This is a genomic window from Roseibium sp. AWQ4_254 (genome assembly GCF_056161025.1).
On record NZ_JBSWYH010000025.1, the window covers coordinates 1 to 25,761 of the forward strand.

Genomic DNA, 25,761 nt, shown 5'->3' on the forward strand with positions numbered 1-25,761 from the left:
GCCGAAACACACTGTTCCATTCGCCAAATCCTGATGGGAGATCTCGCCAGGGACCGCCAACGCGAACCTTCCACAGCACCGCTTCAAGAAATAGTCGGTTGTCCCTTGCTGTCCGGCCTCGATCCCGGATGCTACCGGGAAGCAACGGTTCTATGACCGCCCAGCTCCTATCCGTGATGACAAAACGTTCGCTGCGCATGGGAGCCTCCTCAAAAGGAAGCTTGAATCACAAAAAACACGATCTGTGAATCCTATATGTCCACAGACTCTAGGTCCTCTCCAGCTGGATCTGCTGCTGGGAGTCGCGGCGCGTCAGGATCTGGCGACGCGCGAAGGCCGCCACAAAGATGGCCGTCAAGATCAGGATAATCGTCGGGGCGGTGGCGCTGTCCAGAAAGAACGAGGCATAGGTGCCTGCCAGCATGGCGGACATGCATACCAGAACGGACACCCAGAGCATCGTGCGGAAGGTCCGTACCAGCAGGAAGGCAATCGCGCCGGGCGAGATCAGCAGGCCGACGGCCAGGATCAGCCCGGCAGCGGACAGGGTCGCCACGATGGTCAGCGACAGGGCCGCCAGAAGCCCATAATGGAGCAGATTGACAGGCAGGCCCGAGGCCCGCGCCTGGGCCGCATCAAAACTGTGCAGGACCAGATCCTTCCATTTCAGGACCAGCGCACCGCCAACCAGTATGGCAATGACACCAGCCGTCAAAAGATCCTGTATCCCGACCCCCAGCATGTTGCCAAACAGGATGTGATCCAGATGCACGCTGGATTCGATGGACACGTAGAGCACGATGCCCAGCCCGAACATGCCGGAAAAGACGACGCCCATGACCGTGTCCTGCTTCACCCGGCTGTTGCCGGACAGATAGCCGGTGGCCAGCGCACAGACCATCCCGGCGGCAAAGGCCCCGATCAGGAGCGGTATTCCGAGAATATAGGCAATCACGATGCCGGGCAGGATGGCATGACTGACCGCATCTCCCATCAGGGCCCAACCCTTGACCACCAGAAAACAGGACAGCAGCGCTGTGGGAATGGAGACGATGATGCAGATCAGGAAAGCGTTCTGCATGAAGGGAAACCGGAAGGGCAGCAAGAGCGTGTCGAGATCCATCAAGCCCCCTCCCCGCGCGCGGCCGCGTCAGTCACGGCAGCGGCCGGCTGAGGTCCCTTCCTGAGCGCGTCCGCCGCCTTGCGGCGAGCCGCCAGCAGCCCATGTTTGGGTGCCAGCAAAAAGGTGGCCAGGAAGACCAGGGTTTGCAATACGACAATGATGCCGCCGGTCGCCCCGTCCAGAAAATAGCTGATATAGGCGCCGGAAAAACTGGTAAGGGTCCCGATAGCCACCGACAGGGCAATCAGCCGGGGAAACCGGTCGCACAACAGATAGGCGGTCGCCCCCGGCGTGACCACCATGGCAATCACCAGAAAGGCGCCGACCGTCTGCATGGCCGCCACCACGCAGGCGGACAGAAGCACGAAAAAAACCGCCTTCAGCAGCCCCGGCTTCAGGCCGATGGTGCGCGCGTGGCTTTCATCGAAGAAGGTCACCATCAGGTCCTTCCACTTGGCCAGCAGCACCGCCAGGGACACAAACCCGATAATGGCAAGCTGAAGCGTGTCCTCCGGCGTGATCGCCAGAATATTGCCCATGGTGATGGTCTGAATGGACACGGAGACCGGATTGACCGACACGATGAACAGCCCAAGCCCGAAAAAAGCGGTGAAGATCAGCCCGATGATCACGTCCACCTTGAGGCCGGAGCGTTCGGACAGGAACAGCATGGCGGCCGCCGCCATCCCGCCCGCCAGAAAAGCGCCGAGCGAAAACGGCAGGCCGAGAATATAGGCTCCCGCGACCCCCGGCACCACGGAATGGGACAGGGCATCGCCGATCAGCGACCAGCCCTTCAGCATCAGATAGGCGGACAGAAACGCGCAGACCCCGCCCACCAGTGCCGACACCCACATGGCATTGAGCATGTAGGCATAGCCGAAAGGTTCCGTGAGGAGATCGATCACCGGCCGCCCTCCGTTGTTTGAACCTCATCGCCATATTGCACGAAAGGCCGCTCGTCATCGGTCAGGATGGTGACCTTGCGCGGATCGCCATCCGTATGCAGGGTCTCGTCGGAGATGGTGAAGTGGCGCAGCACACCGCCAAAGGCCTGTTCCAGATTGGCCCGGGTAAAGATCGCCGCCGTTGCGCCATAGGCCAGCACCGTGCCTTTGACCAGAACCGTACGGTCGCAGAATTCGGGAACCGATCCGAGATTGTGGGTTGAGACCAGCATCACCCGGCCCTCGTCGCGCAGCTCTTTCAAAAGCGCGACGATCTGGTCTTCCGTTTTCACATCCACGCCGGTAAAGGGCTCATCCAGCAGGATCACCTGGCCGTCCTGGGCCAGAGCCCGCGCCAAAAACACCCGCTTGCGCTGGCCGCCGGACAATTCGCCGATCTGGCGGTGCCGGAAGTCCTGCATGTTGACCCTTAGAAGCGCCTGATCGACCGCCTCCCGGTCTTCCTGCCGGGGCCGGCGGAAAAAGCCCATATGGCCATAGCGGCCCATCATGACCACGTCTTCCACCAGCACCGGAAAAGACCAATCGACTTCTTCGGACTGGGGCACATAGGCCACCAGATTGCGCCTTAAAGCGTCTTCTACCGGCAGATCCAGAATGCGTATCCGCCCGCTGGCCGCCGGAACGAAACCCATGATGGCCTTGAACAAGGTGGATTTGCCTGCCCCGTTGACCCCGACCAGCGCCGTGACCGTGCCGCGCGGTATGGCGAAACTGGCATTCCACAGGGCCGTGTGGCCGTTCCGGTAGGTCACGGTCACATCTTCGGCGGAGAGGCCGCCGGTCTCCGCTGGCGCGGTCACATCCATTTCCGGGTCCTTGAGAATTTGCAGCACGGGGGTTCCCATTAAAGAGCACAATTCATGACATCACAATTGCGGCCTCGCAGCGCAGAGCCACGAGGCCGTGCACAGGCCTCAATGCGCGGCCGATTTCAGTCCGTTGGCGACAGTTCCGGCGGTCACCTTCAGAAGGTCCAGATAGGTCGGCACCTTGCCGCCGGGCTTGCTCAGAGAATCCACATAAAGCTCCCCGCCATACTTCGCACCGGTCTCCCGGGCGACCTGCTTGGCTGGCGCCGTGTTTACCGTGCTTTCGCAAAATACCACCGGGATATGATGCTCTTTCACCCCGTCAATCACCTTGCGCACCTGCTGGGGAGTGCCCATGTGATCCGCATTGATCGGCCACAGATAGAGCTCCTTCATATCGAAGTCCCGGGCCAGATAGCTGAACGCGCCTTCGCAGGTGACCAGCCAGCGCTGCCCTTCGGGGATTGCGGCCACGCTCTTTCGCAAGGGGCCGATGGCCGCGCGCAGCTTTGCCTTATAGGCCTCGCCGTTTTTCTTGTAGACCGCCGCATTGGCCGGGTCCTGCCTGGAAAACGCCGTCACGATGTTGTCGACATAGATCTGGGCATTTTCGAGCCCCATCCAGGCATGGGGATTGGGTTTGCCCTTATAGGCGCCGGAGTTGATGGCAATCGGTTTGATACCATCACTCACGGTGACAGACGGCACGTCACCGATCTGGGCGACGAACTGCTTGAACCAGCGCTCCAGATTCAGCCCGTTCCACAGGATCAGATCCGCATCAGATGCCCGGACGATATCCTGCGGTGTGGGCTGGTAGCCATGAATTTCCGCGCCCGGCTTGGTAATGGACACCACGTCGGCTGCATTCCCGGCAACATTCTTCGCCATATCCGCAATCACAGTGAAGGTTGTCACCACCTTCATCTTGTCCGCGGCCTGTGCAGCGCCCGTAATAGAGGACAGCATGGCCGCCAGCGCAGCCGCCAGAACCAATTTCTTGACCATTCCAAACTCCTGAGAGGGGGGTTACGCGATTTCTGCAATTGATATTGCAAATCATTTGCAACTGTCAAGCTTGTTGCGAACGGTTCGCAGCTTCAGCCGCTCCACGTTTGAGGCTCATACCAACCTCGATAGCTAGGAACCGATCTGACCGTGTTTGGGGACTGTTCGGTAAGGAGCAGGTTGCAGGGCGATATGGTTTATCGTTCAAAACCTGGGACGCAGCTGAACAGTCCCCAAACACGGCCTCGGTGGCCTGCTCCGGCCCGCCGGACTGCGTTGCGCCGCTTGAACGGCCAAAAAGGCCGTCCTGCGCAACGCGCCTTGCCGGCCAATCCGGACCAGCGCCATCAGATGGGTTTCTATCTATTGAGGTTGGTATCAGACGGCCAGAGGGCGGCGGGCCCGCGTTTTTCAAAGCCCGGCGCTCCGCTATAAGCAACCCGAAAACGAAGACACTGCGTTTTTCTGATCCTGCGCTTTCCGCATACGGCAGCGCCCGTGAGACCAAGGCGTTTCGCCGGATGTGCCGCCCGCTGCCTGACATCAGAGATTTCAGTGCTGCAGGCAAAGCGCTTTGCCTGCGGCGTGACCACGACACAGTCTTAAAAAGCGTAGATGACTTCCGCCGCCCGCACCGCAGCAGAGGCCCGGTTTTCAACGCCCAGTTTGACGAAGATTTGTTCCAGATGCTTGTTGACCGTGCGCGGCGACAGGCCAAGGATCTCACCGATATCCTTGTTGGACTTGCCCTTGGCGATCCAGATCAGCACTTCGGCCTCACGCTGTGTCAGGTCAAACCGCGCCTGCAGCGCCCCGATCTGGCCAGCCTCGTCTTCGGCGGTCACGCGGAAAAGGTTTTCATCCGGCCCGACCCCACCCAGAGGATGCAGCTGCACGGACAGGTCATTCGGCAAGGGCAGCATGAACGGGCGGCGGCTGCCCGCCTGCGCATCGGCGCCCTGAAGCCAGTCCCCCAAGGCGCGGCCAAGCTGGCTTAAAACCGTGTCCACATCCCCAGCCCGCGCAAGCAGCGACTGAATCTGCGGCGTTGACCAGAGCACCGTGCCCTTCGAGCTGACAGCGACAAGATGGCGGCCGGACGCATCCAGGGCCACATGGGCGCTTTGCACAGACCGGGCATTTTTCAAATGCACCTTGATGCGGGCCTGCAGCTCGTCAACGTCAATCGGTTTGGTCAGGAAATCGACCCCACCCGATTCCAGAGCCTTGATGATGTGTTCGGTTTCCGACAGCCCTGTCATGAAAATCACCGGCACATGCTGCAACATCGGGTTTTGCTTGAGTGTCCGGCAGGTCTCGAACCCGTCGAGCCCCGGCATGACCGCATCCATTAAAATCGTGTCCGGCGTGACCCGGTCACACACTTTCAGCGCCGCCTCGCCGCTGGTGGCCACCAGAACGGCAATCCCGGTCTTTTTCAGGGCTTCGGTGACAAAGCCCAGCGTTTGCGGGCTGTCATCCACCACCAGAACCGTATCGCGGCGTTCATCCGTCATGGGTTTCCAATTTGCTCAAGACATCCCTGTAGGCATCGAAGTCAAACCGGTGGAGATGGCGGTTCAGCGCCTCCACAAGCGGCTTGTTTTTCGGCGTTCCCGCCAGTTCCTGCAATTTGGCTTCAATCCCCTCCACATAGCCAATGTCTGCCAGGGACATCAGATCGGCAACATGTTTTGCGCCAGGCGAATGCAACCGGCCCGTTGCCTGTTGGCCGCCCCCCTCGTCCAGCGGGGTTTCGGTCCAGGTCAGCCCCATGTGCTTTTGCAGAAGGTCCAGCAGGCGCCCCACATCAAAGGGCTTCGCCAGGGTTGCATCGTGATGGGCCGGACCTTCCGGACGCAGGGCCGCATCGCCAATATTGGCCGACAGCATGACAATCGGTGCGCTGACGTCTTTTGACCTCAAGGTTGCCGCCAGCGCCCAGCCATTCATACCGGGCATCAGGATGTCGATCAGGTAGAGATCGGGCGCAATGTCCGACAGGCTGGCAAGGCAGGCAGCCCCGTTTTCCGCTTCCCAGACGGTGAAGCCGAGGGGTTTGAGCACATCGCGGACCAGCGCCCTGTGATCGGGATTGTCATCGACCACGGCAACCGATCTGCGCGCGCCCAGATAGCCCCGGACCTGACGCTCCAGCCGCACGGGGTCAACCGGCCGGTCGACCGCGGCCAGCATCAGCCGTACCTCGAAGGAGGCCCCCTTGCCCGGCTCACTGGCCAGCGCAATCGCCCCGCCCATGGTTTCGGTCAGCAATTTGGTGATGGTCAGACCCAATCCAAGCCCCGGCACTTTCGAGCTTCCCGCCGCCTTGCTGCGCCCGAACGGCTCGAACACCTTGGCCTGCTCGTCCAGCGTAATGCCCGGTCCGGTATCGGCAACGGTGAAGCTGGCCACCTGGGAGCGGTAAGTGACCTTGAAACGCACGCCACCCGTCTCGGTGAACTTGATGGCATTGGACAGGAGGTTGACCAGAATCTGGCGCAGGCGCTTTTCGTCCGTGCGCACAAAAACAGGCAGATTGGGCGCTCTTTCAAAGTCAAACCCAAGCCCCTTCGCGCTCGCCTGCATCTTGAACATATCGACGATCTGATCCAGGAACTCGTGAATATTGATTTCGTTGGAGTAGATCTGCAGGCGCCCGGCCTCGATCCGGGAAATGTCCAGAAGGCCGTCGATCAGGCCTGACAGGTGCTCGGCGCTTCGACGGATGGTGCTGACCGCAGGCCGCCGCTGTTCCGGCACCGTTTCATCCCGCTCCAGCACCTGGGCATAGCCGAGCACAGCATTGAGCGGTGTCCTGAGTTCGTGACTGAGGCCAACCACATAGCGGCTTTTGGCCAGATTGGCTGCTTCGGCGTCCTCCTTGGCCTTTTGCAGAGCCGCATCTGTGGCCCGGTGCGCATCGATTTCCTTTTGCAACAGCGCATTCTGACGCGCGGATTCTTCTTCCGCGACCCGCCGCGTGTCATGGGCCAGCACCAAAAACCAGCAGGCGATCCCGGCCACAATCGCAAAGACAAAGAAGATCAGGGTCACGGTCTGGGCCATGAGACCCGTCGGGTCCCCCAACCGGCTTTCGGCCTGGGAATAGATCGTGAAGAGCACCAGCCCGAGACCGGTTACGGAAAAGATCGAGGCCAGCGCATAGCGTCCCAGACGGGTGCCGAGCTGGGCCAGAACGCGGCCCGGCAGCACCAGCGCAGCGACAGTGCCCACCTGGTGGGCCGCCCGGGCCTTGGGCTTGCAGGCATCATGACACCGCGCATCCAGCGAGCAGCAGAGCGAGCAGATCGGCGCCTGATAGGCCGGGCAATAGGCCATGTCTTCCGGCTCAAACGGGTTTTCACAAATCGAGCAGGCAATGTGCTCCCGCGTCTGCCAACCGGCGCGGGGCTTGCGGGCCAGATAGAACCGGCCCTTGGTCGCCAGTGCGATCAGCGGCGCCGCCACAAAGGCCACCGCCATGGCCAGAAAGGTTGCCAAAGCGGCGGCAAGATCACCGAACTGGCCGAAATGGGCCGCAAGTGCCAGCCCGGCGGCCAGCAGCATGGCGCCCGTGCCAACCGGGTTGATGTCGTAAAGATGGGCCCGTTTGAATTCGATCCCCGGTGGCGACCGGCCGAGCGGCTTGTTGATGAACAGATCGGCGGAAATCGCCGACAGCCAGGCCATGGCTATGATGGAGAAAATTCCCAGCGTCTCTTCAAGGAGCCGATAGATCCCCAGTTCCATGAGGAGAAGCGCAATGCCCACATTGAAGACCAGCCAGACCACCCGGCCGGGATGGGAATGGGTCAGGCGGGAGAAGAAATTCGACCAGGCAAGCGAGCCCGCATAAGCGTTCATCACGTTGATCTTGAGCTGGGCTACCACCACAAAAGCAGCCATCAGCAGCAGCACCAAGGTCTCGTTGGGGATCATGTAGCCGAAGGCGACCGCATACATGCGCGAAGGCTCGTCCGCATGGCCGACAGGCACCCCGTGGGACAACACCAGAACCGCCAGAAACGAGCCTGCGATCATCTTGGGCGCCCCCAGCACCACCCAGCCGGGCCCCGCCAGAAACAGGGCAAGGCGGTGCCGCCGGCGCTTGAAGTCGTCGGCGGGCAAAAAGCGCAGGAAGTCGACCTGCTCGCCGATCTGGGCCATCAGCGCGAGAATAACCGCCGTCGCCGCCCCGAAACTGATCAGGTTGACACTCTCCCAGCCGCCCGCATCTTCGCGGGGCGCAAGGGTCTGCGGATCAATGCCGGAGAAGGCCAGCCAGGTGCCGACCGATTGCCAGTCGGTGAAGGCGATGAACACGAAGGGCAGAATGTTGAGAATGATCCAGAACGGCTGAGTGGCCAGCTGAAACCGGCTGATCCAGGTGATCCCATGGGTCACAAGGGGAATAACGGCCGCCGCGCTGATGATGTAGCCGAGCCAGAGCGGCAGGCCGAAGGCGAATTCCAGCGCGCTCGACATGATCGAGGCTTCAATGGCAAAGAGGATGAAGGTGAAACTGGCATAGATCAGCGAGGTGACCGTGGAGCCGATATAGCCGAACCCGGCCCCGCGCGTCAGAAGGTCGATATCCACCCCATAACGCATGGCATAGCGGCTGATGGGCAAACCGACGACCAGCAGCACCAGACTGCCCACCAGGATTGCCACAAAAGCATTGGCCGTGCCGTGCGACAGGGTAATCGCGCCGCCTATGGCCTCCAGCGCCAGAAAGGAAATCGCGCCGATGGCGGTCTGGGAAATGGCCCGTGAGGAGAACCGGCGCGCCCCCTTGGCGGTAAAGCGCAGGGCATAGTCTTCCAGGGTCTGGTTGTTGACCCATTTGTTGTATTGCCGCCGGACCGGCAGAATGCGCTGACGGGCGGTCATACGGGCGCCCCCGCCCAACAAATCATCATATGCCCAATTCTTAATCGCGCGCTCTGGCGCGTCTTGTCATCACAGGCCCGATTTCAGCCAAGACTTTATCCAAAGCACAATTCGTGCCGGACAGATCTCCGCGCGGGGGAAACAGTAAACTCCCCTGGCTGGCGCGTCTTCAAAAACCGCCAGCCAGGGCAAAAGCAAACCGCTGGGTCAAACCCTGAAACCTGCCGGGCAGCGCCGTTTCTAGTTGGCTGTGTCCGGGATCGACCAGAGAAAATCCGTCTGCACGGAATCGATAAAGGCCGGGTCATCGCGCCCGATGTAAAAATCGGCGCCATAGCCGAGCTTTGTGCTGCTGCCGCCGTAATTGGCCATGGCGTGACAGGTCATGCAGTTGCTCTGCACACCATATTCGGTGATCTGCGTTCCGTTGATCGGCCTTTTGATGGAAAAGACGCTTGGAGGAAAGGGCGCTTCGAGATGCGGATTATAGGCGGCCAGTGGCTCGCCGACATTTTCGCCCCCTTCCACTGGCTGCGCTGGCAGAACCATCATATAGGCCGTTGTCATGGCATAGTGATTGGCAGGCGCTTCAAGGCCGCTAGGGCGCGCTGCCGCAATCACCGCGTCACTTGGGCTGTGGGGCGCCTCCGGATTTGGCGTCCACCAGAAGGACTGCCAGGTCCACTGGGTGATCTCCCGCGTGGAGACATGCATGCCAACAAGGATCATGAAATCCCCCGGCTGCAGATCCCCGGACCCGGTCGCCAGGCCGATCTGCTTGGCATCGGTGACGGTCAAGGTAATGAAATCACTGAGATTATATGTGGTTACGGGCGTCGGGTTGGAGCAGGTCGGATCCACAGAACCATTGCCGCTGCCATTGTTGGAAGGGTCCACATAGACACACTGCCCCCATTTGTTGGACGGAAACGCTTCCGGCGGCGATGGCGTTCCGGGCCAGGCAGCCATCTTGAACAGGCCGTTTTCCAGCGAGGCTTGTGTGATCGGTGCAAAAACCGGTTTCACCGCCATGGCATCAAACGGAAAATCCGGGATTTTGGCGATCTGGCCGGGCTTTTGAAGTCCGGAGAGCGTGCTTGTCTTCAAGAGCTGCGCGGAATGGGCATGCTGGGCAGCAGCCGGGCTATAGGCCACGCTCTCAGTAATGTTCAGGACCGGAGAACTGCCGGCTTCAGCCATGAGCGCCATGGCCTGTTGCGGAATGCGGGCGAATTGGGCAGGTGCTGTCAGGGTCAGTGAAGACTTGGCCCCATCCGCCGACGCTGTCAGCGCTGCAGATGGAAGATCGCGGACCTGTTCCGGGCTCAGCCAGGTGTTGTAGATCCGGCCGCCTTCAAAGCCCGGCACGGGGGTTGATGTTGGTGTGGTCAGGGCGGCCCAAAGCCCCCAGCCATGGGAGGCAATCGCGCTCATATCCGGCGGCCCGCCAAAATTGATCCAGCCGTTAATCGTTGTTTCAGGGGTGGGATAGGCATCGCCATTGATCAAGGTTGACGGCAGCGGGTCCCCGTAGAGCGATTGCGATTTCGCTTCTAACATCCAACCCAAAGTCACAATAAGCCACCCCAGGCACAACAAACTGACGCGCCCGGTCGACGTTCCAATAGTCATCTCTCTCTCCTCTGCCCCTGTCCGGACACGCAGGACCGCGACGTCCCGCCGGAGCAGGAGCCTCTCTGGATATGACGGCCGTTATTTTCAGTGGGATCCAGACAAGAAACTACATGGCACAATGACTGTTTTCAACTTTAAATTTAATTCCATCACATTGCCATTTTAAGGAAATCGCTGTTTTACGCACCTCAATTACGTCAATTGACGTATGTTGCAGTGCGGCCGATCCGGCGCACGATCCTTCCCCGACGGCGGCAGACCTTCCAGCCGCCCAGCACCGGCCGGGAACCGGTGCCTTTTGAAAAGGGGAAAAGGCATGAAAAAAACTCTCACGAAATTTGCTTTGGCAGGCCTGATGACCTCCACCATGATTGGTGGCGCCTCCGCTGAAGAGACCATCAAGGTCGGCATTCTGCATTCGCTGTCCGGCACCATGGCCATTTCGGAAACCACGCTGAAAGACGCCATGCTGATGCTCATTGAAGAGCAGAACAAAAAAGGCGGCCTTCTGGGCAAAAAGCTGGAAGCCGTTGTGGTCGACCCGGCCTCCGACTGGCCGCTGTTTGCCGAAAAGGCCCGTGAGCTGATCGAAGTGAACGATGTGGATGCTGTGTTCGGCTGCTGGACGTCCGTGTCGCGCAAGTCCGTTCTGCCGGTCTTTGAAGAGCTGAACTCGCTGCTGTTCTACCCGGTCCAGTATGAGGGCGAAGAATCCCAGCGCAACGTCTTCTACACAGGCGCTGCTCCGAACCAGCAGGCCATTCCGGCCGTCGACTACCTGATGAATGAAGAAGGTGTTGAGCGCTGGGTTCTGGCCGGTACCGACTATGTCTATCCGCGTACGACCAACAAGATCCTGGAGGCCTATCTGAAGTCCAAGGGTGTGGCTGAAGAAGACATCATGATCAACTACACGCCGTTCGGTCATTCCGACTGGCAGACGATCGTGTCCGACATCAAGACATTCGGTTCCGCAGGCAAGAAAACCGCCGTGGTCTCCACCATCAACGGCGACGCCAACGTTCCCTTCTACAAGGAACTGGCCAATGCGGGCATCAAGGCGGAAGACATTCCGGTTGTCGCCTTCTCCGTCGGGGAAGAGGAACTGGCCGGTCTCGACACCGGACCTCTCGTCGGCCATCTGGCTGCCTGGAACTACTTCCAGTCCGCCGACACCGACATCAATGCCGAGTTCATCGACGCCTGGCACGCCTATATCGGCAGTGACGAGCGCGTGACCAACGACCCGATGGAAGCTCATTTCATTGGCTTCAACATGTGGGTGAAAGCGGTCGAAAAGGCAGGCACCACCGATGCGGATGCGGTGATCGACGCTATTGTCGGCGTCTCGGTTCCCAATCTGACCGGCGGTTACTCCGCCATGATGCCGAACCATCACATCACCAAGCCGGTCCTGATCGGCGAGATTCAGGATGATGGCCAGTTCGAAACCGTATGGGAGACCTCCGGCCTCGTAGTTGGCGATGCCTGGTCCGACTATCTGGACGGTTCCAAGGACCTGATCTCCGATTGGCGGGCGCCACTGTCCTGCGGCAACTTCAACACGGCCACCGGCAAGTGCGGCGGATCCGGCTCCTAAGGCCCGAACCGCCACTGACGGGGCGGGCTTGTCTGAGCCCGTCCTGATCCGGTTTGGTCTTCCCGGCCCCTTTCAACCCGGTCCGGGAAGCCCCCATCAGACAACCAGCCGCCTCAGCCCGGGGGCCGTCAAAGGCCCGTTCCCAAGACTGAGGGCACCTGAATTCCAACGCTGGTGGACCGATGTCCTTCTTGAAATCCTTTTTAGCCTCACTGCTGCTGGCTGTCCTGTGCACCGGGGCCGTCCATGCCCAGAGCGCTCCTGAGGCCCTTAGGCCCCTGATCAACGAGCTGGCCAAGGGCAAATATGCCGAAACCGAACAGCAGATCGGCGCGCTGGCCGCCACTGGAGACCCGGCCGTTGCCCCGGCCCTGGAAGCTCTCGGCGCCGGAGACCTTTATGTCCGCAAGTCGGACGGCGATGTCTTCATTGCGAAGAAAGCCGGCAAGCGGTTCACGCTGACAGATCCCCTGACCCTGGAAGCGGCGGGCGATGCGGGCCGGCGCGAGGTCAAGAAGATCAAGGTCAACAACAAGCTGCGCCGGGTGATCCGCAGCGCGCTTGGCTCGCTGACGCTCATGGCCGCGGACCCGGCCGTGCGCCTGTCGGCGGCAAAAGCCATCTTCAAGTCCAGCAATCCCGAGAGCATCGACGCCCTTGATACGGCGCTCGCCGCCGAAACCGACCCGAAGGTGCGCCAGGCCATGGAACAGGCCCGGGCCGCAGCCGTGCTCTCCTCCAAACTGGAGGCCTCGCAGAAACTTGACGCGATCAGCACTTTGGCCGAAATGGGCAACCGCGACGCCCTGTCCCTGCTGCTTTCCGTGCATCAGTCTGCGGAGGGGCCGGTCAAAGACGCAGCCCAGAAGGCGGCGGCAGACATTGAAAAATCCATCGCCGCCTGGGATGCGGCGCAAAATGTCTGGTACGGCATTTCCCTCGGCTCCGTGCTGCTGTTGGCCGCCATTGGCCTTGCGATTACCTTCGGCGTCATGGGCGTGATCAACATGGCCCACGGGGAAATGGTGATGATCGGGGCATATGTGACCTTTGTGGTTCAGGAGCTGATCCGCACCTCCGCCCCTGACCTGTTCGACTATTCCCTGTTCATCGCCCTGCCGCTCGCCTTTCTGGTCTCGGGCAGCATCGGCATTGCCATTGAACGAGGCGTGATCCGCTGGCTTTACGGCCGCCCGCTGGAAACACTTCTGGCCACGTGGGGCATCTCGCTGATCCTGCAGCAGGCCGTGCGCTCGCTGTTTGGCCCCACCAACCGGGAAGTCGGCAATCCGGAGTGGATGTCCGGAGCCTTCGAACTTGGCCAGATGACCATCACCTATAACCGGATGTGGATTGTTGTCTTTGCCCTGCTGGTTTTTGCCGGTTTGATGCTGGTTCTGAAGAGAACCCCCTTCGGCCTTTACACACGGGCCGTGACCCAGAACCGGCGCATGGCTGCCTCCATGGGCATCCGCACGCCCTGGATTGACGCCCTCACCTTCGGCCTCGGCTCCGGTATTGCCGGAATTGCAGGGGTTGCCCTTTCCCAGATCGACAATGTGTCGCCCAATCTGGGCCAAGGCTACATCATCGACAGCTTCATGGTGGTCGTTTTTGGTGGTGTCGGCAATCTGTGGGGCACTCTGGTCGGCGCACTCACCCTCGGCGTCGTCAATAAGTTCCTTGAGCCTTATGCCGGGGCGGTTCTCGGCAAGATCTTTGTGCTCGTCTTCATCATCCTGTTTATCCAGAAGCGTCCAAGGGGCCTGTTCGCCCTCAAGGGCCGGGCAGTCGAAGCATGATGTCCTCCTTTCTCTTCCGTGCCATGGATGCCCGGGCCAGTCTGTTTCTGGCCATCATGGCCGCCGTGATCATTCTGGTGCCGGCCGGCAATCTGCTGGTGCCGGAAGGCTCCCCTTTCCATGTGCCCACCTATGCAGTCACCTTGATGGGCAAATATCTGACCTATGCCCTGCTCGCCCTCGCGGTTGATCTGGTCTGGGGTTATTGCGGTATTCTTTCGCTGGGCCACGCGGCGTTTTTCGCCCTCGGCGGCTATGCCATGGGCATGTATCTGATGCGCCAGATCGGCACCCGTGGGGTCTATGGGGATCCGGTCCTGCCCGATTTCATGGTGTTCCTGAACTGGCAGGAGCTGCCCTGGTACTGGTACGGATTCGACATGTTCTGGTTTGCGGCGCTGATGGTGCTGCTGGTGCCCGGCCTGCTGGCGTTCATATTCGGCTGGTTTGCCTTCCGCTCCCGCGTGACCGGTGTCTACCTGTCCATCATCACCCAGGCACTGACCTATGCGTTGCTGCTGGCCTTTTTCCGCAATGACATGGGCTTTGGCGGTAACAATGGCCTGACCGATTTCAAGGACATTTTAGGCTTCGGTATTCAGGCCGACACGACGCGGGCCGGTCTGTTCGCCGCCTCCGGGGTGGCCTTGATGGCATGTTTCGTGATCTGCCGGGCCATCACCCGCTCCAAGCTGGGCAAGGTCCTGGTTGCCGTGCGCGATGCGGAAAGCAGAACCCGGTTCCTGGGCTACCGGGTGGAGCACTACAAGCTGTTTGTCTGGACCCTCTCTGCCATGATGGCAGGGATCGCCGGCGCGCTTTATGTGCCGCAGGTCGGCATCATCAATCCGGGGGAATTTGCCCCCGCCAATTCGATCGAAGTGGTGATCTGGGTCGCGGTTGGCGGCCGGGGGACCCTTGTGGGTGCCGTGCTTGGGGCCGTTCTGGTGAATTTTGCCAAGACATGGTTCACCGCCGCCCTGCCCGATATCTGGCTGTTCGCTCTGGGCGGTCTCTTTGTGGTCGTCACCCTGTTCCTGCCCAAGGGCATTGTCGGCACCCTGGGCTCTCTCTGGTCGTCCAGGCGCAACCGCTCTTCCAGGACCGGCTCGGGAGAAGACAGCAGCACGCCTCCGGCGCCACCGGTCAAGGCGGACCCTGCCCCTTTGACGCCAAAGGACCCGGCTGTGTCCGGCGCCCTCCCCGACGCACCGGCAAAGCCTGCCGGTGGCCCGCAGCCTCAGCCAGCGGAGTAGATCATGACACGCACCAGCAGCCTGCTTTACCTGGACGGGGTCTCGGTGTCCTTTGACGGTTTCAAGGCGCTCAACGAATTGTCCCTGACCGTGGTGCCGGGTGAAATGCGCGCCATTATCGGCCCCAACGGGGCCGGCAAGACCACGATGATGGATGTGATCACCGGCAAGACCCGGCCGGACACAGGCGATGTCTTTTTCAACGGCACCATCGATCTGACCGGCGAAGATGAAGCCTCCATTGCCGAACTCGGCATCGGCCGGAAGTTTCAAAAGCCGACCGTGTTTGAAAGCCACACGGTCTGGGACAATCTGGATCTGGCCCTGAAAGCCCCGCGCGGCCCTTTCGCCACCTTGTTTCACGTTATCACCGGCGCTGAGAAAAAAAGGATCGACGCCCTGCTGGAGCTGATCCGGCTGACCGGAAAGCGGGATGACCTGGCAGCCAATCTCAGCCACGGGCAGAAACAGTGGCTGGAGATCGGAATGCTTCTGGCGCAAGATCCGAAGCTTCTTCTCGTCGACGAACCGGCAGCCGGAATGACTGATGCGGAAACGGCGGAAACGGCGGATCTTTTGAAGGACATCGCCAAGGATCATTCGATTGTTGTCGTGGAGCACGACATGGATTTTGTGCGCTCGCTCGGCGTGAAGGTCACCGTGTTGCACGAAGGTTCCGTTCTGGCGGAAGGCTCGCTGGATCATGTGTCTGCCGACGAGCGGGTCGTTGAAGTCTATCTGGGCCGCTAGAGCAGGTCCTGTCCCTGTTTACCAAGGAGAGGCTTTCAGGCCGCTTCCCGTTTGACCGAAGGTCCAAGACAATGCTTGAAGTCGAAAACATCAATCTTCACTACGGCGCCGCCCAGGCGCTCAAAGGGATCTCGCTGACCGCTGAAACCGGCAAAGTCACCTGTCTCATGGGCCGCAACGGGGTCGGCAAGACCTCCACCTTGCGCGCTGTTGCCGGGCAGCATGGCATCAGCAGCGGCCGGATCCTTTGGGAGGGTGAGGATATCTCCAACCTGCCCGCCCATGCCCGGGCCCGCAAAGGCATTGCGCTGGTTCCCCAGGGCCGGGAGATCTTCCCTCTACTTTCGGTGAAGGAAAATCTGGAAACCGGCTATGCCCCGATCAGCCGCAAGGACAGGTTCATTCCCGAGACGATTTTCGACTTGTTCCCGGTGCTCAAAGACATGCTTGGCCGACGCGGCGGCGACCTGTCGGGGGGCCAGCAGCAGCAGCTTGCCATCGCCCGGGCGCTCGTGACCCGGCCCCGGCTGCTGGTCCTGGACGAGCCGACAGAGGGCATTCAGCCTTCGATCATCAAGGATATCGGCCGGGCCATCACCTGGCTGCGCGACCAGGGCACCATGGCGATTGTGCTGGTGGAGCAGTATTTCGAGTTTGCCCGTGACCTTGCCGATGACTATGCCGTCATGGACCGGGGCGAAATCGTTCTGTCCGGCTCCGGCGCAGATCTGTCGGAAACCGAGGTCCGGCGGTTTCTGACTGTCTAGCGCCGCAGGTCCGCCCGGTCTGCAGCACACCTGACTGCGACGGCTTTGGGACTAGCCATCGGTTCTCAAGTCGTGCTACGGGCTGTTAAGCTCTCAGCCCGCTGTCACGCAGGGCGCTTGAGCTTCAGGCCTTGGGTCAACGTCAGAAACTGGAATTTTACCATGCGCGTTGCAATGATTGGGACCGGCTATGTCGGTCTCGTTTCCGGAACATGTTTTGCCGATTTCGGTCACGTGGTGACCTGTATTGATAAAGACGCCTCCAAGATTGATGCTTTGAACGACGGGCGCATTCCGATCTATGAGCCCGGTCTTCAGGATCTCGTGGCCAAGAACGTATCCGAAGAGCGGCTCTATTTCACGACCGATCCGAGCGAGGCCATCCGCCAGGCCGATGCGGTGTTCATCGCGGTCGGCACCCCGACCCGCCGGGGCGATGGCCATGCGGACCTGTCCTATGTCTACGCGGCCGCAGAAGAAATCGCAGGCCTGATCGAAGGCTTCACGGTGATTGTGACCAAATCGACCGTGCCGGTCGGAACCGGTGACGAGGTGGAGGCGATCATCCGCAAGACCAATCCAGACGCCAAGTTTGCGGTTGTGTCCAACCCGGAATTCCTGCGCGAAGGCGCTGCGATCAACGATTTCAAACGCCCGGACCGGGTTGTGGTTGGCACGGATGATGAAGCGGCGGCCGAGGTCATGCGCGAACTTTACCGCCCGCTCTATCTGAATGAGACGCCGATCATCGTGACACGCCGTCGCACATCGGAACTCATCAAATACGCCGCCAATGCGTTTCTTGCGGTCAAGATCACCTTCATCAACGAGATTGCGGATCTGTGCGAAAGCGTCGGAGCCAATGTTCAGGAGGTTTCCCGCGGTATCGGTTTGGACAACCGGATCGGCTCGAAATTCCTGCATGCGGGTCCTGGCTATGGCGGCTCCTGCTTTCCGAAGGACACGCTGGCCCTTTCCAAGATCGCGGCCGACGCCAATTCCAGCCTCAAGATCGTGGATTCCGTGATCGAGGTGAATGCAGAGCGCAAGAAGAAGATGGCGGACAAGGTCATCGACTTCATGGGTGGAGACGTGGCCGGCAAGACGATCGCGCTGCTTGGACTCGCCTTCAAGCCGAACACGGATGACATGCGCGAAGCGCCGAGCATTGACATTGTCGCAAAATTGCAGGCAGCCGGGGCAACGGTGCGCGCCTATGACCCAGCCAGCATGGAAGAGGCCGGGAAAATGATGACTGACGTCCTATTCTGCGACGGCCCCTACCACGCGATTGAAAATGCCGATGTGGTTGTCATCGTGACAGAATGGGACCAGTTCCGCGCCCTTGATCTGGAGCGGGTCAAAAAGCTGGTCAAGACCCCGAAAGTGGTGGATCTCAGAAACATCTATAAGCCGGACTACATGGAGACCCGCGGCTTCGATTACACAAGTGTTGGTCGCAGCTACTAAGAAAACAACCAAGACATCCAAGAGCGATGCCATTCAAAACTGCCGGCGCCACTGGCGCCGGCAGTTTTTTTCTATTCTTACAAAATTTTACCAGACAAACCGCTCCAGCACCGTTGCGGCATCTGAACTGCAGTGCTAACAAGACGCCAATTCAAAAAGGATTTTACGCTTTCAATTAACCACTTATTAATGATTTCATAGCGCGCAAAAGCACATTCCTCTAAGTTGCTTCCAGACCCGTTTGGACCGTGCGCACAGGCTTGAGGCTTGCTGAATTTGGCAAATGAATCCGTAAGATACGACGACACAAGGCGCCATCTGCCACGTGATGCGTCTGCCCCGGTTCCCCTGCATCCGCCCCTGTTTGGACAGGACAATGTGCCCCCCAGCACCTATTCGGCTCCGGGCCGTGCCAAAGCGTTCTTAAAGCGTTGTTTCGATGTCTGCGGCGCAGGCGCTGGACTGGTCCTTCTGGCCCCCCTCTTTGCCCTTATTGCCCTTGCCATAAAGGCAACAAGCAAGGGGCCCGTGCTTTTCCGCCAGCAGCGCTACGGCAAAGACGGTGTGCCTTTTACAATTTTGAAATTCCGCTCCATGCGGGTCGATATGTGCGACCGCTCCGGCGTCACCCAGACCGTCACAAACGACCCCCGTGTCACGCTGGCCGGGTCATTTCTGCGCAGGAGCAATCTCGACGAATTGCCGCAACTGGTGAATGTGCTGACAGGCGACATGTCCCTGGTCGGGCCTCGTCCGCATGTACCTGGAATGCTGGCAGCCGGTCTGCCCTATGAGCAGTTCGACACACGTTACATGAAGCGGCACAAAGTCCGGCCCGGCATCACCGGTCTGGCTCAGGTCAACGGTTTCCGGGGTGAGACAGTCAATGCGCTCTCCGCCCGCATGCGGCTGGACTATGATCTTCTATATCTGCAAAGGCAGTCCTTCCTCCTGGATCTGCAGATCCTCTGGAAGACGGTCGTGCGCGAATTCTTCCGCGGAAACGGCTACTGAACATCAGCCTTGTTTAGAGTATCGTGCGCTAAGTCTGCACCATACTCTAATCCTTGCTGCCCAGCCGCTTTGCAGCCCACTGCAAAGCCAGGAGATAGCCCTCGGTGCCGCAGCCCGCGATCACGGCGTCGGCGCGCCGGGACACGTAGGAATGGTGCCGGAACTCCTCGCGTTTGTGGATGTTGGAGATATGCACCTCCACAACCGGGCAGTCGCAGGCATTAAGCGCATCCAGAATGGCCACGGACGTATGGGAATAGGCCGCCGGGTTGATGATGATCGCCCCCGCCTGTTGCCGAGCTTCCTGTATCCAGTCCACAAGGTCATGTTCCGCATTGCTCTGACGGAACACAAGCTGCATTCCCGCTGCCCCGGCCTGCTCTTCACAAAGCTGACGAACGTCGTCCAAAGTTTGATGGCCGTAGATCTCCGGCTGCCGCTGGCCTAGCAGGTTAAGATTCGGACCATTCAGTATATAAACGGAATTTGCCATGAAGTTCCTCGTGAAAAACATTGTGAAATTGCGACTTATTCATGGCTTTTACCAGTAGTTCTTACGGCATTCCCACAAAAGGCTGTGGACGATTGATCACACATTCCCACAGTGCGCGCCGGGCGCTTGCACGGAGGGGTTTTACGCAGTATTAACCATGTCGTCTCATTGTCGGTAAGAGATCAATTCGGCGGAAGATAAAAATGAAGCTTCGCGAACGGCTGGATACACCTGAAGCCCTGATGGCGGCAATTGAAGGCTATCAGCATCTTCCGATTGATGTCCTGTCTCAATTTCTTCTCGACAATTACACTGTTGACCTCGACGTCCTGGCCCAGTTCGCCGACGCGCTTGATGCGGCCTCCAGACAGGCAGCACAGATGGGGGCTTCCTCAGCAGCCTGAGACTGGGCAGGCATTCGGCTTACGCCCCTTTTTCGAAGAGATCAACCAACAGCGGTGACGTTTTCGCCCTGGCCGTCCTCTTGGCCCTGAGGCTGCCCCGGAGCCCCTTGCCAAATTTTCTGACGGTTGCGGATTTCCCGCGGTGCCGGACCGAAATAGGTCGCGGTCTTGATGAAGTCCCGCGGCTGCAGGATCACGCTGGACACCCTTTGATAGAGCGATTTGGCGGAAATCGGCTTGGACAGCAATTCATGCACACCGAGCCGCCGGGCCTCGACAATGCGGCTGCGCTCCGTATGCGCGGTCACCATGATGATCGGGATATAGGCGAAAGGATTGTTCGGACTGCGGATCATGCGCACCATATCAGCTCCGTCCAGAATGGGCATCACCCAGTCCAGGATCAGAATGTCCGGATTGGCACGGTCCATCGCTTCCAGACCTGAGGCTCCGTCCTCGGCTTCCACAATCCGGCGCGCACCAAACCCCTGCAGCATCGTCCGCAGAATTGTGCGCATATAGGCACTGTCTTCGACCAGCAAAAACGTCAAAGAAGCAAGATCCAGGCTCACCAATTCCTCCTTGGTTCAGCAAGTCTTCCCATAAAAATCTGAAGAATGGGTTATACGCAGCGCTCCAACGCGCTCTGCGGTACAGGCGTTGGCAAGCGGCCAGGCGGAAGGAAGATGTGTGTTTCTTCAGCGGGCTTCACATCCCGGTAATCTTGCGAAGAATTAATCTTTTTGAGTGCCATCGGTTAACGCGGTTTTCAGAGCTGTTCTGGCATCTTCAGCTCTCACACGAACGAAAAGATGCATCAATGCAATGATCACGAGCGCAATGACCACAGATACGGACCACAGCAGACAGAAGGCGCCGCAGCCAAGCGAGCAAGAACCGTCTGTGCCCGGGACCAGCGGCTTGCAGGAGAACATGCTGCTTCTGTCCGGTGTCGGGCTCGTGCTTCTTGCCGTCGCCATGGCCCTGTCCAACATCCTGGCCTGAGACCGGCCAGCCGGAATATCCTCTTCTTCCAGTTTTCTGGCCTTTTCCCCGATTGACCTTTTTGAATAACGGCCCTCAGTTTCCCCTTTTTAGCGGGAATTGCCGGGCAAATCGTCATCTTCCAGGATGCGCCACTTGGCCCCTTCCAGATCGTCATATTGACCGGTCTTGAGGGACCACAGGAACGCCAGCAGGCCAATTGCGCCGAGAAGGAGCGCGATCGGGATGAGGAAAATCAGAACATCCATCAGTCTGCCAAGCCTTTCTTGAGGTCCGGTCCGGCGCCAGGGGCCCTGGCGACGGATACTGCCCTGTTTCCATCGCCCCATCTTAGTTTCAGGGCATTTGCAGTCACCGCCAGAGAAGACGCGGACATGGCAACGGCTGCCATCAGCGGTGTCACGAACCCGGCAACCGCCACCGGAACGGCCACCACATTGTACAGGGCCGAGAGCCAGAGGTTCTGTTCAATGGCCGCCCGCGCTTTTTTGGAGAGCCGCAGTGCGTCGGCCACCGGCTGCAACCGGTCGCCGAGGAAGACAGCATCTGCGGCCGCCTGGCTCAAATGCACCGCAGACACCGGAGACAGGGACACGTGGGCGCCCGCAAGCGCCGGAGCGTCATTCAGCCCGTCACCCACCATCAGCACCTTGCTTCCCTCCGCCTGCAAGGCCTCCAGCCGGGCAATTTTCTGCGCTGGTTTCATGCCCGCCGTCCAGGTGCTGATCTGAAGCGCTGCTGCACACGCGGCCACAGAGGGTTCCGTATCCCCCGACACAATCTCAAGCCGGTAGCCGCGTGCCCGCAGCAGGCTGGCAACAGTGCCCGCATCGGGCCGCAAGCGCTGACGGAAGGCAAGCAAGCGAACCGGCTGCTCCCCATGCCGCACAGCCAGAAGGGACGCATCGGGAAAGGTTTTCAAGGTCTTGTCCACGCTGCCAGGGCTGGCACCGCAGAATGACGGGCTGCCAAGCCGCAAGGACACTCCTGCGAAGACTGTCTCCAGTCCGGCCCCCGCGATCTCCTCCACCTCCGGCAGCGGCACAAGCGCACCGGTCGCCTTGACGAGCGCAGCAGAAAGCGGATGGCGGCTGGCAAGGGCCAGGCGTCCGGCAAGCGCCAGCGTGTCATCCGCAGGATCGATCCGCCCGCAAAGCTCCGGCTCGGCAAGGGTTAAAGTGCCGGTCTTGTCAAACAGGATCGTGTCAACCTCAGCCAGCCGTTCAATCGCATCGCCGGAATTGAGCAGCACGCCCCTGCGGAACAACTGCCCGGACACAACCACCTGAACCGCCGGAACCGCAAGCCCCAACGCACATGGACAGGTGATGATCAAAACGGAAATCGAAATCACCAGGGCAGGCTGCCAGGAAAGACCGGCCACAAGCCAGCCCAGAAAGGTGAGCGCGGCGGCCCCGTGCACCAGCGGGGCATAAAGACGGGCCGCCCGGTCTGCCAGGCGCACATAGGCGGATTTCGCCTGGGAAGCGGTTTCCAGAAGCCGGTTGACCTCATCCAGAAGGGTCGCCCCCGAGGCCGCCTCGACCCGCACCTGCAGGCTCCCGGCCCCGTTCAAGGTGCCGGCATAAACCCTTTGACCTTCTGTGACAGGCACCAGAACACTTTCTCCGGTGACAAGGCTCTGGTCGATTTCCGACTGGCCCGTCTCCACCGTACCGTCAACCGGGACCCGGTCTCCGCCTGAGACCAGAACCAGATCCCCGGACACGATCTTCGACAGGGGCACTTCACGCACGGTCCCGTCCGGCGCGATCCGGGCGGCGACTTCCGCCTTGAGGGCCGCGATATTCTCTGCAAAGGATCGGGTGCGCCCGCGCATATTGTGGTCGAGATACCGGCCCACCAGCAGGAAGAACAGCAGCATGACGGCCGATTCAAAATAGGCGTGATGCTGATGCTGCAGCGTCTGGACCACCGAGAGGGCAACGGCCAGAAACACCCCGATCACGATGGGCACATCCATGTTAAGCCGCCCGGCCGCCAGTGCGCCAAAAGCGCTTTTTACAAAAGGCCGTCCCGCATAAGCGACCGTGGGCAGCGCGATCAGGGCCGACAGCCAGTGGAAGAAATCTCTGGTTTCCGGTGTGATATCCGTGGCATTGCCCGACCAGACCGAGACGGACAGGAGCATGATGTTCATGCCCGCAAACCCTGCCACGGCCAGACAGCGCAGCAGATGTTTGCCCATCTTGTCCTGGCGTTCCTTCTGGCTGGCCGGGTCGAAGGGATGGGCCGTATAGCCGAGCCGTGCCAGTTCCCCGACAATCGCATCAGCCCCCGTCTGATCTTCCGCCCACTCGACCGCAAGCCGCTGGCTGGTGAGATTGACACGGGCTTTGCGAATCCCGGGCAGGCGTTTCAAGCCGCGCTCGATATCTCCCATACAGGCAGCGCAGGTGATCCCGTCAACGGCCAGATCCATATGAACCGAGCCGTCTTCCTGTCCGGGGGTGACAAAGGCTTGCCAGTCTCTTTGGTGTATCGTCACAGCGTGTGTCGCTTCAGTCCTTCAGGAAAATACGGTTTTCGGATTTGAACTTGCGGTCTCCATCCCGGTCAATTTCCAGGATCAGCGTCCAGTTCCCGGCCGGAATGGCGTTCAGGTCCGCCACATAGCGGCCGCCGCCATCGGCCTTTAGCACCGTGTCCACATCTGCAAGCGCGTGGGCCGGATGCCTGAGATAGGCCCTGATCTCCACCCCATAGAGCGGCACTCCGGCAGCATCAGCCGCTTCAACCAGAATGCGGGCACCGCCTGTTCCCGTCCGTTCGACGCTGCTGGATACCTGCCAGTGCAGACCTGCCTGGACCTTTGCGGCCGCCAGTTCCCGGTTATAAGCCTGACCCGCCTCATAGGAACTTTCCACCACCACGCCCGGGAAGGACCCGAGCGCGAGATAGATGAAGACCGCATTTGCAGCAAAGACAACGGCAAAGAAGCCTAACAGCCAGGCCAGCACGGTTTTTCCCGTTATGGGCTTGGGGTCTTTCATGGGGGTCTGAACCAGTGTCATCCGGGCCTCCTCAGGGTTTGCCTGGTGCTTTGAAGGTATCTTTTGCCGTCACCACTTCCCCCATCACGCTTTCGGTGATGCGGAAGGTGACAGGGGTCGAATGGGGCATCTCTTCCCAGGGAGGAGACACGACAATCACCCGCACTTCGCGGGTCGTGTCCGGCCCGACCTCGATAATCGGCCGCCCGGCAAAGGTAGCCTCGGCGCCGACCGCTTCCACCTTGGTATTGGCCGGCATGCCTTCCACATGGAGCATGAACGCCCGGTCATGGCGCCGTTTGTTGGACAGGCGCACCGTATAGCCGTTGCGGACCGATCCGTCGGACTGTTCGACAAAAACCGGATTGCGGTCATGCAAGACACTGATATCGGCAAAATCCCGGTTGATGAGCGCAAACAGCATGATCGCCCCGACCACCGCGATGACGGCCGCATAGATGACTGTTCGGGTCCGGACAATCTCGTAAACCGGCTCCTTGCCTTCCAGGCGGCGCTCGATATTCTCGTCCGTATCATAGCCAATCAACCCGGTCGGCTTTCCGATCCTGGTCATGATGTTGTCGCAGGCATCAATGCACAGACCGCATTGAATGCAATCGAGCTGCATGCCTTTGCGGATATCAACCCCGGTTGGGCAGACCTGAAAACACTGGTAGCAGTCGATGCAATCCCCGGCCGGCAGGCCCTGGGCAGCCAGTTTCTTGTTTTGCTTGAGAGATCCGCGCGGTTCGCCCCGGTCCCAGCGGTAGGTGACATTGAGCGCCTTTTCGTCGGTCAAGGCCGCCTGGATGCGCGGCCAGGGGCACATATAAACGCAGACCTGCTCCCGCATGAAGCCGGCGAGCAGATAGGTGGTCGCGGTCAGGATCGCGATCCACACATAGGCGGCCATGGGTGCCTGAAGGGTCAGCAGCTGCCAGACCAGGGTCGGGGCATCGTTGAAATAAAGCACCCAGGCACCGCCGGTCCACCAGGCTATCATCAGCCACAGAAAGTGCTTGGTGGCGCGTTTGCGCAGCTTGTCGAATGTAAACGGATCCTTGTCGAGGGCGATCCGTTCGCGCCGGTCCCCCTCCACCTTGCGTTCCACCCACAAAAACAGATCCGTCCAGACGGTTTGCGGACACAGGTAGCCACACCAGATCCGCCCGGCAACCGCGTTCATCAGGAAGAGAGCGACGGCGGCAATGATCAAAAGCCCGGTCAGGTAATAGACTTCCTGCGGCCAGATCTCGATGAAGAAGAAATAGGCCCGCCGGTGGTCCATATCGATCAGGACAGCCTGGCTGGGCGCGTTCGGACCGCGGTCATAGCGGATGAAGGGCAGAAAATAATAGATGCCCAGAGTGATGAACAGCAAAGCCCACTTGATCCGCCGGAACAGACCGTGTGTTGCCATGGGGTAGATTTTCTTGGCCGACGCAAACCACTCTTCGGAGTGTTCGCCCTCATGCGTATCGGTGTCCGCAGACATACCGTCCGTCCTCTCTTCACCGATCCAGCCCCAATAGGATCGTTCGCCGGGATTCCGGCCGGCAGTCCTGCATCCGAGAGGGTGCGTCCGGATGGCCGCCAGCCAGTTCAAGCCGGAAGCGGCTCAGTGCAGCCGCCTCGTCACGCTGGTCAAATTATCAGCGTTGTTTCAAAATAGACCGGTGCAAAGCGTCACACCTTGCGCCGGATCAAATGGGCCGGGAAATCCGGCCTCTCAACCGGCCTCCCC

Annotated in this window: 23 protein-coding genes; 9 read left to right on the forward strand and 14 right to left on the reverse strand. The window is 60.0% G+C overall.

What is annotated here, in order from left to right; all coding sequences use genetic code 11:
- From ACXAIC_RS18330 to ACXAIC_RS18365, 8 genes are all read right to left on the reverse strand, one after another.
- The coding region (locus ACXAIC_RS18330; protein ID WP_475183511.1) for a transposase at positions 1–199 on the reverse strand (199 nt) is incomplete at its 3' end.
- Between the two features lie 69 nt (positions 200–268).
- Positions 269–1,123: a metal ABC transporter permease gene (locus ACXAIC_RS18335; RefSeq protein WP_475183513.1), complete on the reverse strand. Its 855-nt coding sequence runs from the start codon at positions 1,121–1,123 to the stop codon at positions 269–271.
- A complete protein-coding gene (locus ACXAIC_RS18340; RefSeq protein ID WP_475183707.1) occupies positions 1,123–1,992 on the reverse strand; it encodes a metal ABC transporter permease in 870 nt (289 codons plus the stop codon). Before ACXAIC_RS18340 ends, ACXAIC_RS18335 begins: the two co-directional genes overlap by 1 nt.
- 35 nt (positions 1,993–2,027) lie before the next feature.
- On the reverse strand, positions 2,028–2,900 hold the full coding sequence (locus ACXAIC_RS18345; RefSeq protein ID WP_475183710.1) for a manganese/iron ABC transporter ATP-binding protein: 873 nt from the start codon (positions 2,898–2,900) through the stop codon (positions 2,028–2,030).
- A gap of 108 nt (positions 2,901–3,008) precedes the next feature.
- Positions 3,009–3,911, reverse strand: a complete 903-nt coding sequence (locus ACXAIC_RS18350; RefSeq protein ID WP_475183516.1) for a metal ABC transporter substrate-binding protein — start codon at positions 3,909–3,911, stop codon at positions 3,009–3,011.
- Positions 3,912–4,513: 602 nt separating this feature from the next.
- Positions 4,514–5,428, reverse strand: coding sequence for a response regulator (locus tag ACXAIC_RS18355; protein ID WP_475183518.1), 915 nt, complete (start codon positions 5,426–5,428; stop codon positions 4,514–4,516).
- Positions 5,418–8,807: a hybrid sensor histidine kinase/response regulator gene (locus ACXAIC_RS18360; RefSeq protein WP_475183520.1), complete on the reverse strand. Its 3,390-nt coding sequence runs from the start codon at positions 8,805–8,807 to the stop codon at positions 5,418–5,420. Before ACXAIC_RS18360 ends, ACXAIC_RS18355 begins: the two co-directional genes overlap by 11 nt.
- A gap of 240 nt (positions 8,808–9,047) precedes the next feature.
- Positions 9,048–10,367, reverse strand: a complete 1,320-nt coding sequence (locus ACXAIC_RS18365; RefSeq protein WP_475183523.1) for a hypothetical protein — start codon at positions 10,365–10,367, stop codon at positions 9,048–9,050.
- Positions 10,368–10,758: 391 nt separating this feature from the next.
- Here ACXAIC_RS18365 and urtA point away from each other — a divergent pair, with 391 nt between their 5' ends.
- The 7 genes from urtA to ACXAIC_RS18400 all read left to right on the forward strand — a co-directional run bounded on the left by urtA (position 10,759) and on the right by ACXAIC_RS18400 (position 19,101).
- Positions 10,759–12,042 carry an urea ABC transporter substrate-binding protein gene (gene urtA, locus ACXAIC_RS18370; protein ID WP_475183525.1) on the forward strand — a complete coding sequence of 428 codons (1,284 nt, stop codon included), beginning with the start codon at positions 10,759–10,761 and terminating at the stop codon, positions 12,040–12,042.
- Between the two features lie 182 nt (positions 12,043–12,224).
- Positions 12,225–13,844: an urea ABC transporter permease subunit UrtB gene (urtB, locus tag ACXAIC_RS18375; RefSeq protein WP_475183527.1), complete on the forward strand. Its 1,620-nt coding sequence runs from the start codon at positions 12,225–12,227 to the stop codon at positions 13,842–13,844.
- Positions 13,841–15,100, forward strand: coding sequence for an urea ABC transporter permease subunit UrtC (gene urtC, locus ACXAIC_RS18380; protein WP_475183529.1), 1,260 nt, complete (start codon positions 13,841–13,843; stop codon positions 15,098–15,100). Before urtB ends, urtC begins: the two co-directional genes overlap by 4 nt.
- Before the next feature lie 3 nt (positions 15,101–15,103).
- Positions 15,104–15,850 carry an urea ABC transporter ATP-binding protein UrtD gene (urtD, locus tag ACXAIC_RS18385; protein WP_475183531.1) on the forward strand — a complete coding sequence of 249 codons (747 nt, stop codon included), beginning with the start codon at positions 15,104–15,106 and terminating at the stop codon, positions 15,848–15,850.
- A 71-nt stretch (positions 15,851–15,921) separates the two neighbouring features.
- The gene (gene urtE, locus ACXAIC_RS18390) at positions 15,922–16,617 is read left to right on the forward strand and encodes an urea ABC transporter ATP-binding subunit UrtE (protein ID WP_475183533.1); all 696 of its coding nucleotides are present in this window, start codon (positions 15,922–15,924) and stop codon (positions 16,615–16,617) included.
- A 162-nt stretch (positions 16,618–16,779) separates the two neighbouring features.
- Entirely contained in the window at positions 16,780–18,087 is a 1,308-nt protein-coding gene (locus ACXAIC_RS18395) for a UDP-glucose dehydrogenase family protein (RefSeq protein ID WP_475183535.1), read from the forward strand.
- Between the two features lie 378 nt (positions 18,088–18,465).
- Positions 18,466–19,101, forward strand: coding sequence for a sugar transferase (locus ACXAIC_RS18400; protein ID WP_475183537.1), 636 nt, complete (start codon positions 18,466–18,468; stop codon positions 19,099–19,101).
- A 46-nt stretch (positions 19,102–19,147) separates the two neighbouring features.
- On the opposite strand, the gene aroQ is transcribed toward ACXAIC_RS18400, so the two are convergent.
- The gene (gene aroQ / locus ACXAIC_RS18405; protein WP_475183539.1) at positions 19,148–19,594 is read right to left on the reverse strand and encodes a type II 3-dehydroquinate dehydratase; all 447 of its coding nucleotides are present in this window, start codon (positions 19,592–19,594) and stop codon (positions 19,148–19,150) included.
- 203 nt (positions 19,595–19,797) lie between these two features.
- Between aroQ and ACXAIC_RS18410 the strand changes: the two genes are divergently transcribed.
- Complete coding sequence (locus tag ACXAIC_RS18410) at positions 19,798–19,998, forward strand: hypothetical protein (RefSeq protein WP_475183541.1); 201 nt, start codon at positions 19,798–19,800, stop codon at positions 19,996–19,998.
- A 41-nt stretch (positions 19,999–20,039) separates the two neighbouring features.
- Here ACXAIC_RS18410 and ACXAIC_RS18415 read toward each other — a convergent pair whose 3' ends face one another.
- Positions 20,040–20,570 carry a response regulator gene (locus ACXAIC_RS18415; protein ID WP_475183543.1) on the reverse strand — a complete coding sequence of 177 codons (531 nt, stop codon included), beginning with the start codon at positions 20,568–20,570 and terminating at the stop codon, positions 20,040–20,042.
- Between the two features lie 268 nt (positions 20,571–20,838).
- On the opposite strand from ACXAIC_RS18415, the gene ACXAIC_RS18420 reads away from it, so the two are divergent.
- Complete coding sequence (locus ACXAIC_RS18420) at positions 20,839–21,003, forward strand: hypothetical protein (protein ID WP_475183545.1); 165 nt, start codon at positions 20,839–20,841, stop codon at positions 21,001–21,003.
- An 89-nt stretch (positions 21,004–21,092) separates the two neighbouring features.
- Here the strand turns inward: ACXAIC_RS18420 and ccoS are convergent, their stop codons facing one another.
- The 4 genes from ccoS to ccoG are packed head-to-tail and all read right to left on the reverse strand — an operon-like array spanning position 21,093 to position 25,512.
- Positions 21,093–21,251, reverse strand: a complete 159-nt coding sequence (gene ccoS / locus ACXAIC_RS18425) for a cbb3-type cytochrome oxidase assembly protein CcoS (RefSeq protein WP_475183546.1) — start codon at positions 21,249–21,251, stop codon at positions 21,093–21,095.
- A complete protein-coding gene (locus tag ACXAIC_RS18430; RefSeq protein ID WP_475183548.1) occupies positions 21,251–23,512 on the reverse strand; it encodes a heavy metal translocating P-type ATPase in 2,262 nt (753 codons plus the stop codon). The genes ccoS and ACXAIC_RS18430 overlap by 1 nt, the downstream gene beginning before the upstream one ends.
- 13 nt (positions 23,513–23,525) lie before the next feature.
- Positions 23,526–24,038, reverse strand: coding sequence for a FixH family protein (locus ACXAIC_RS18435; RefSeq protein ID WP_475183550.1), 513 nt, complete (start codon positions 24,036–24,038; stop codon positions 23,526–23,528).
- A gap of 10 nt (positions 24,039–24,048) precedes the next feature.
- Positions 24,049–25,512, reverse strand: coding sequence for a cytochrome c oxidase accessory protein CcoG (gene ccoG / locus ACXAIC_RS18440; protein ID WP_475183552.1), 1,464 nt, complete (start codon positions 25,510–25,512; stop codon positions 24,049–24,051).
- Positions 25,513–25,761 lie beyond the last annotated feature (249 nt).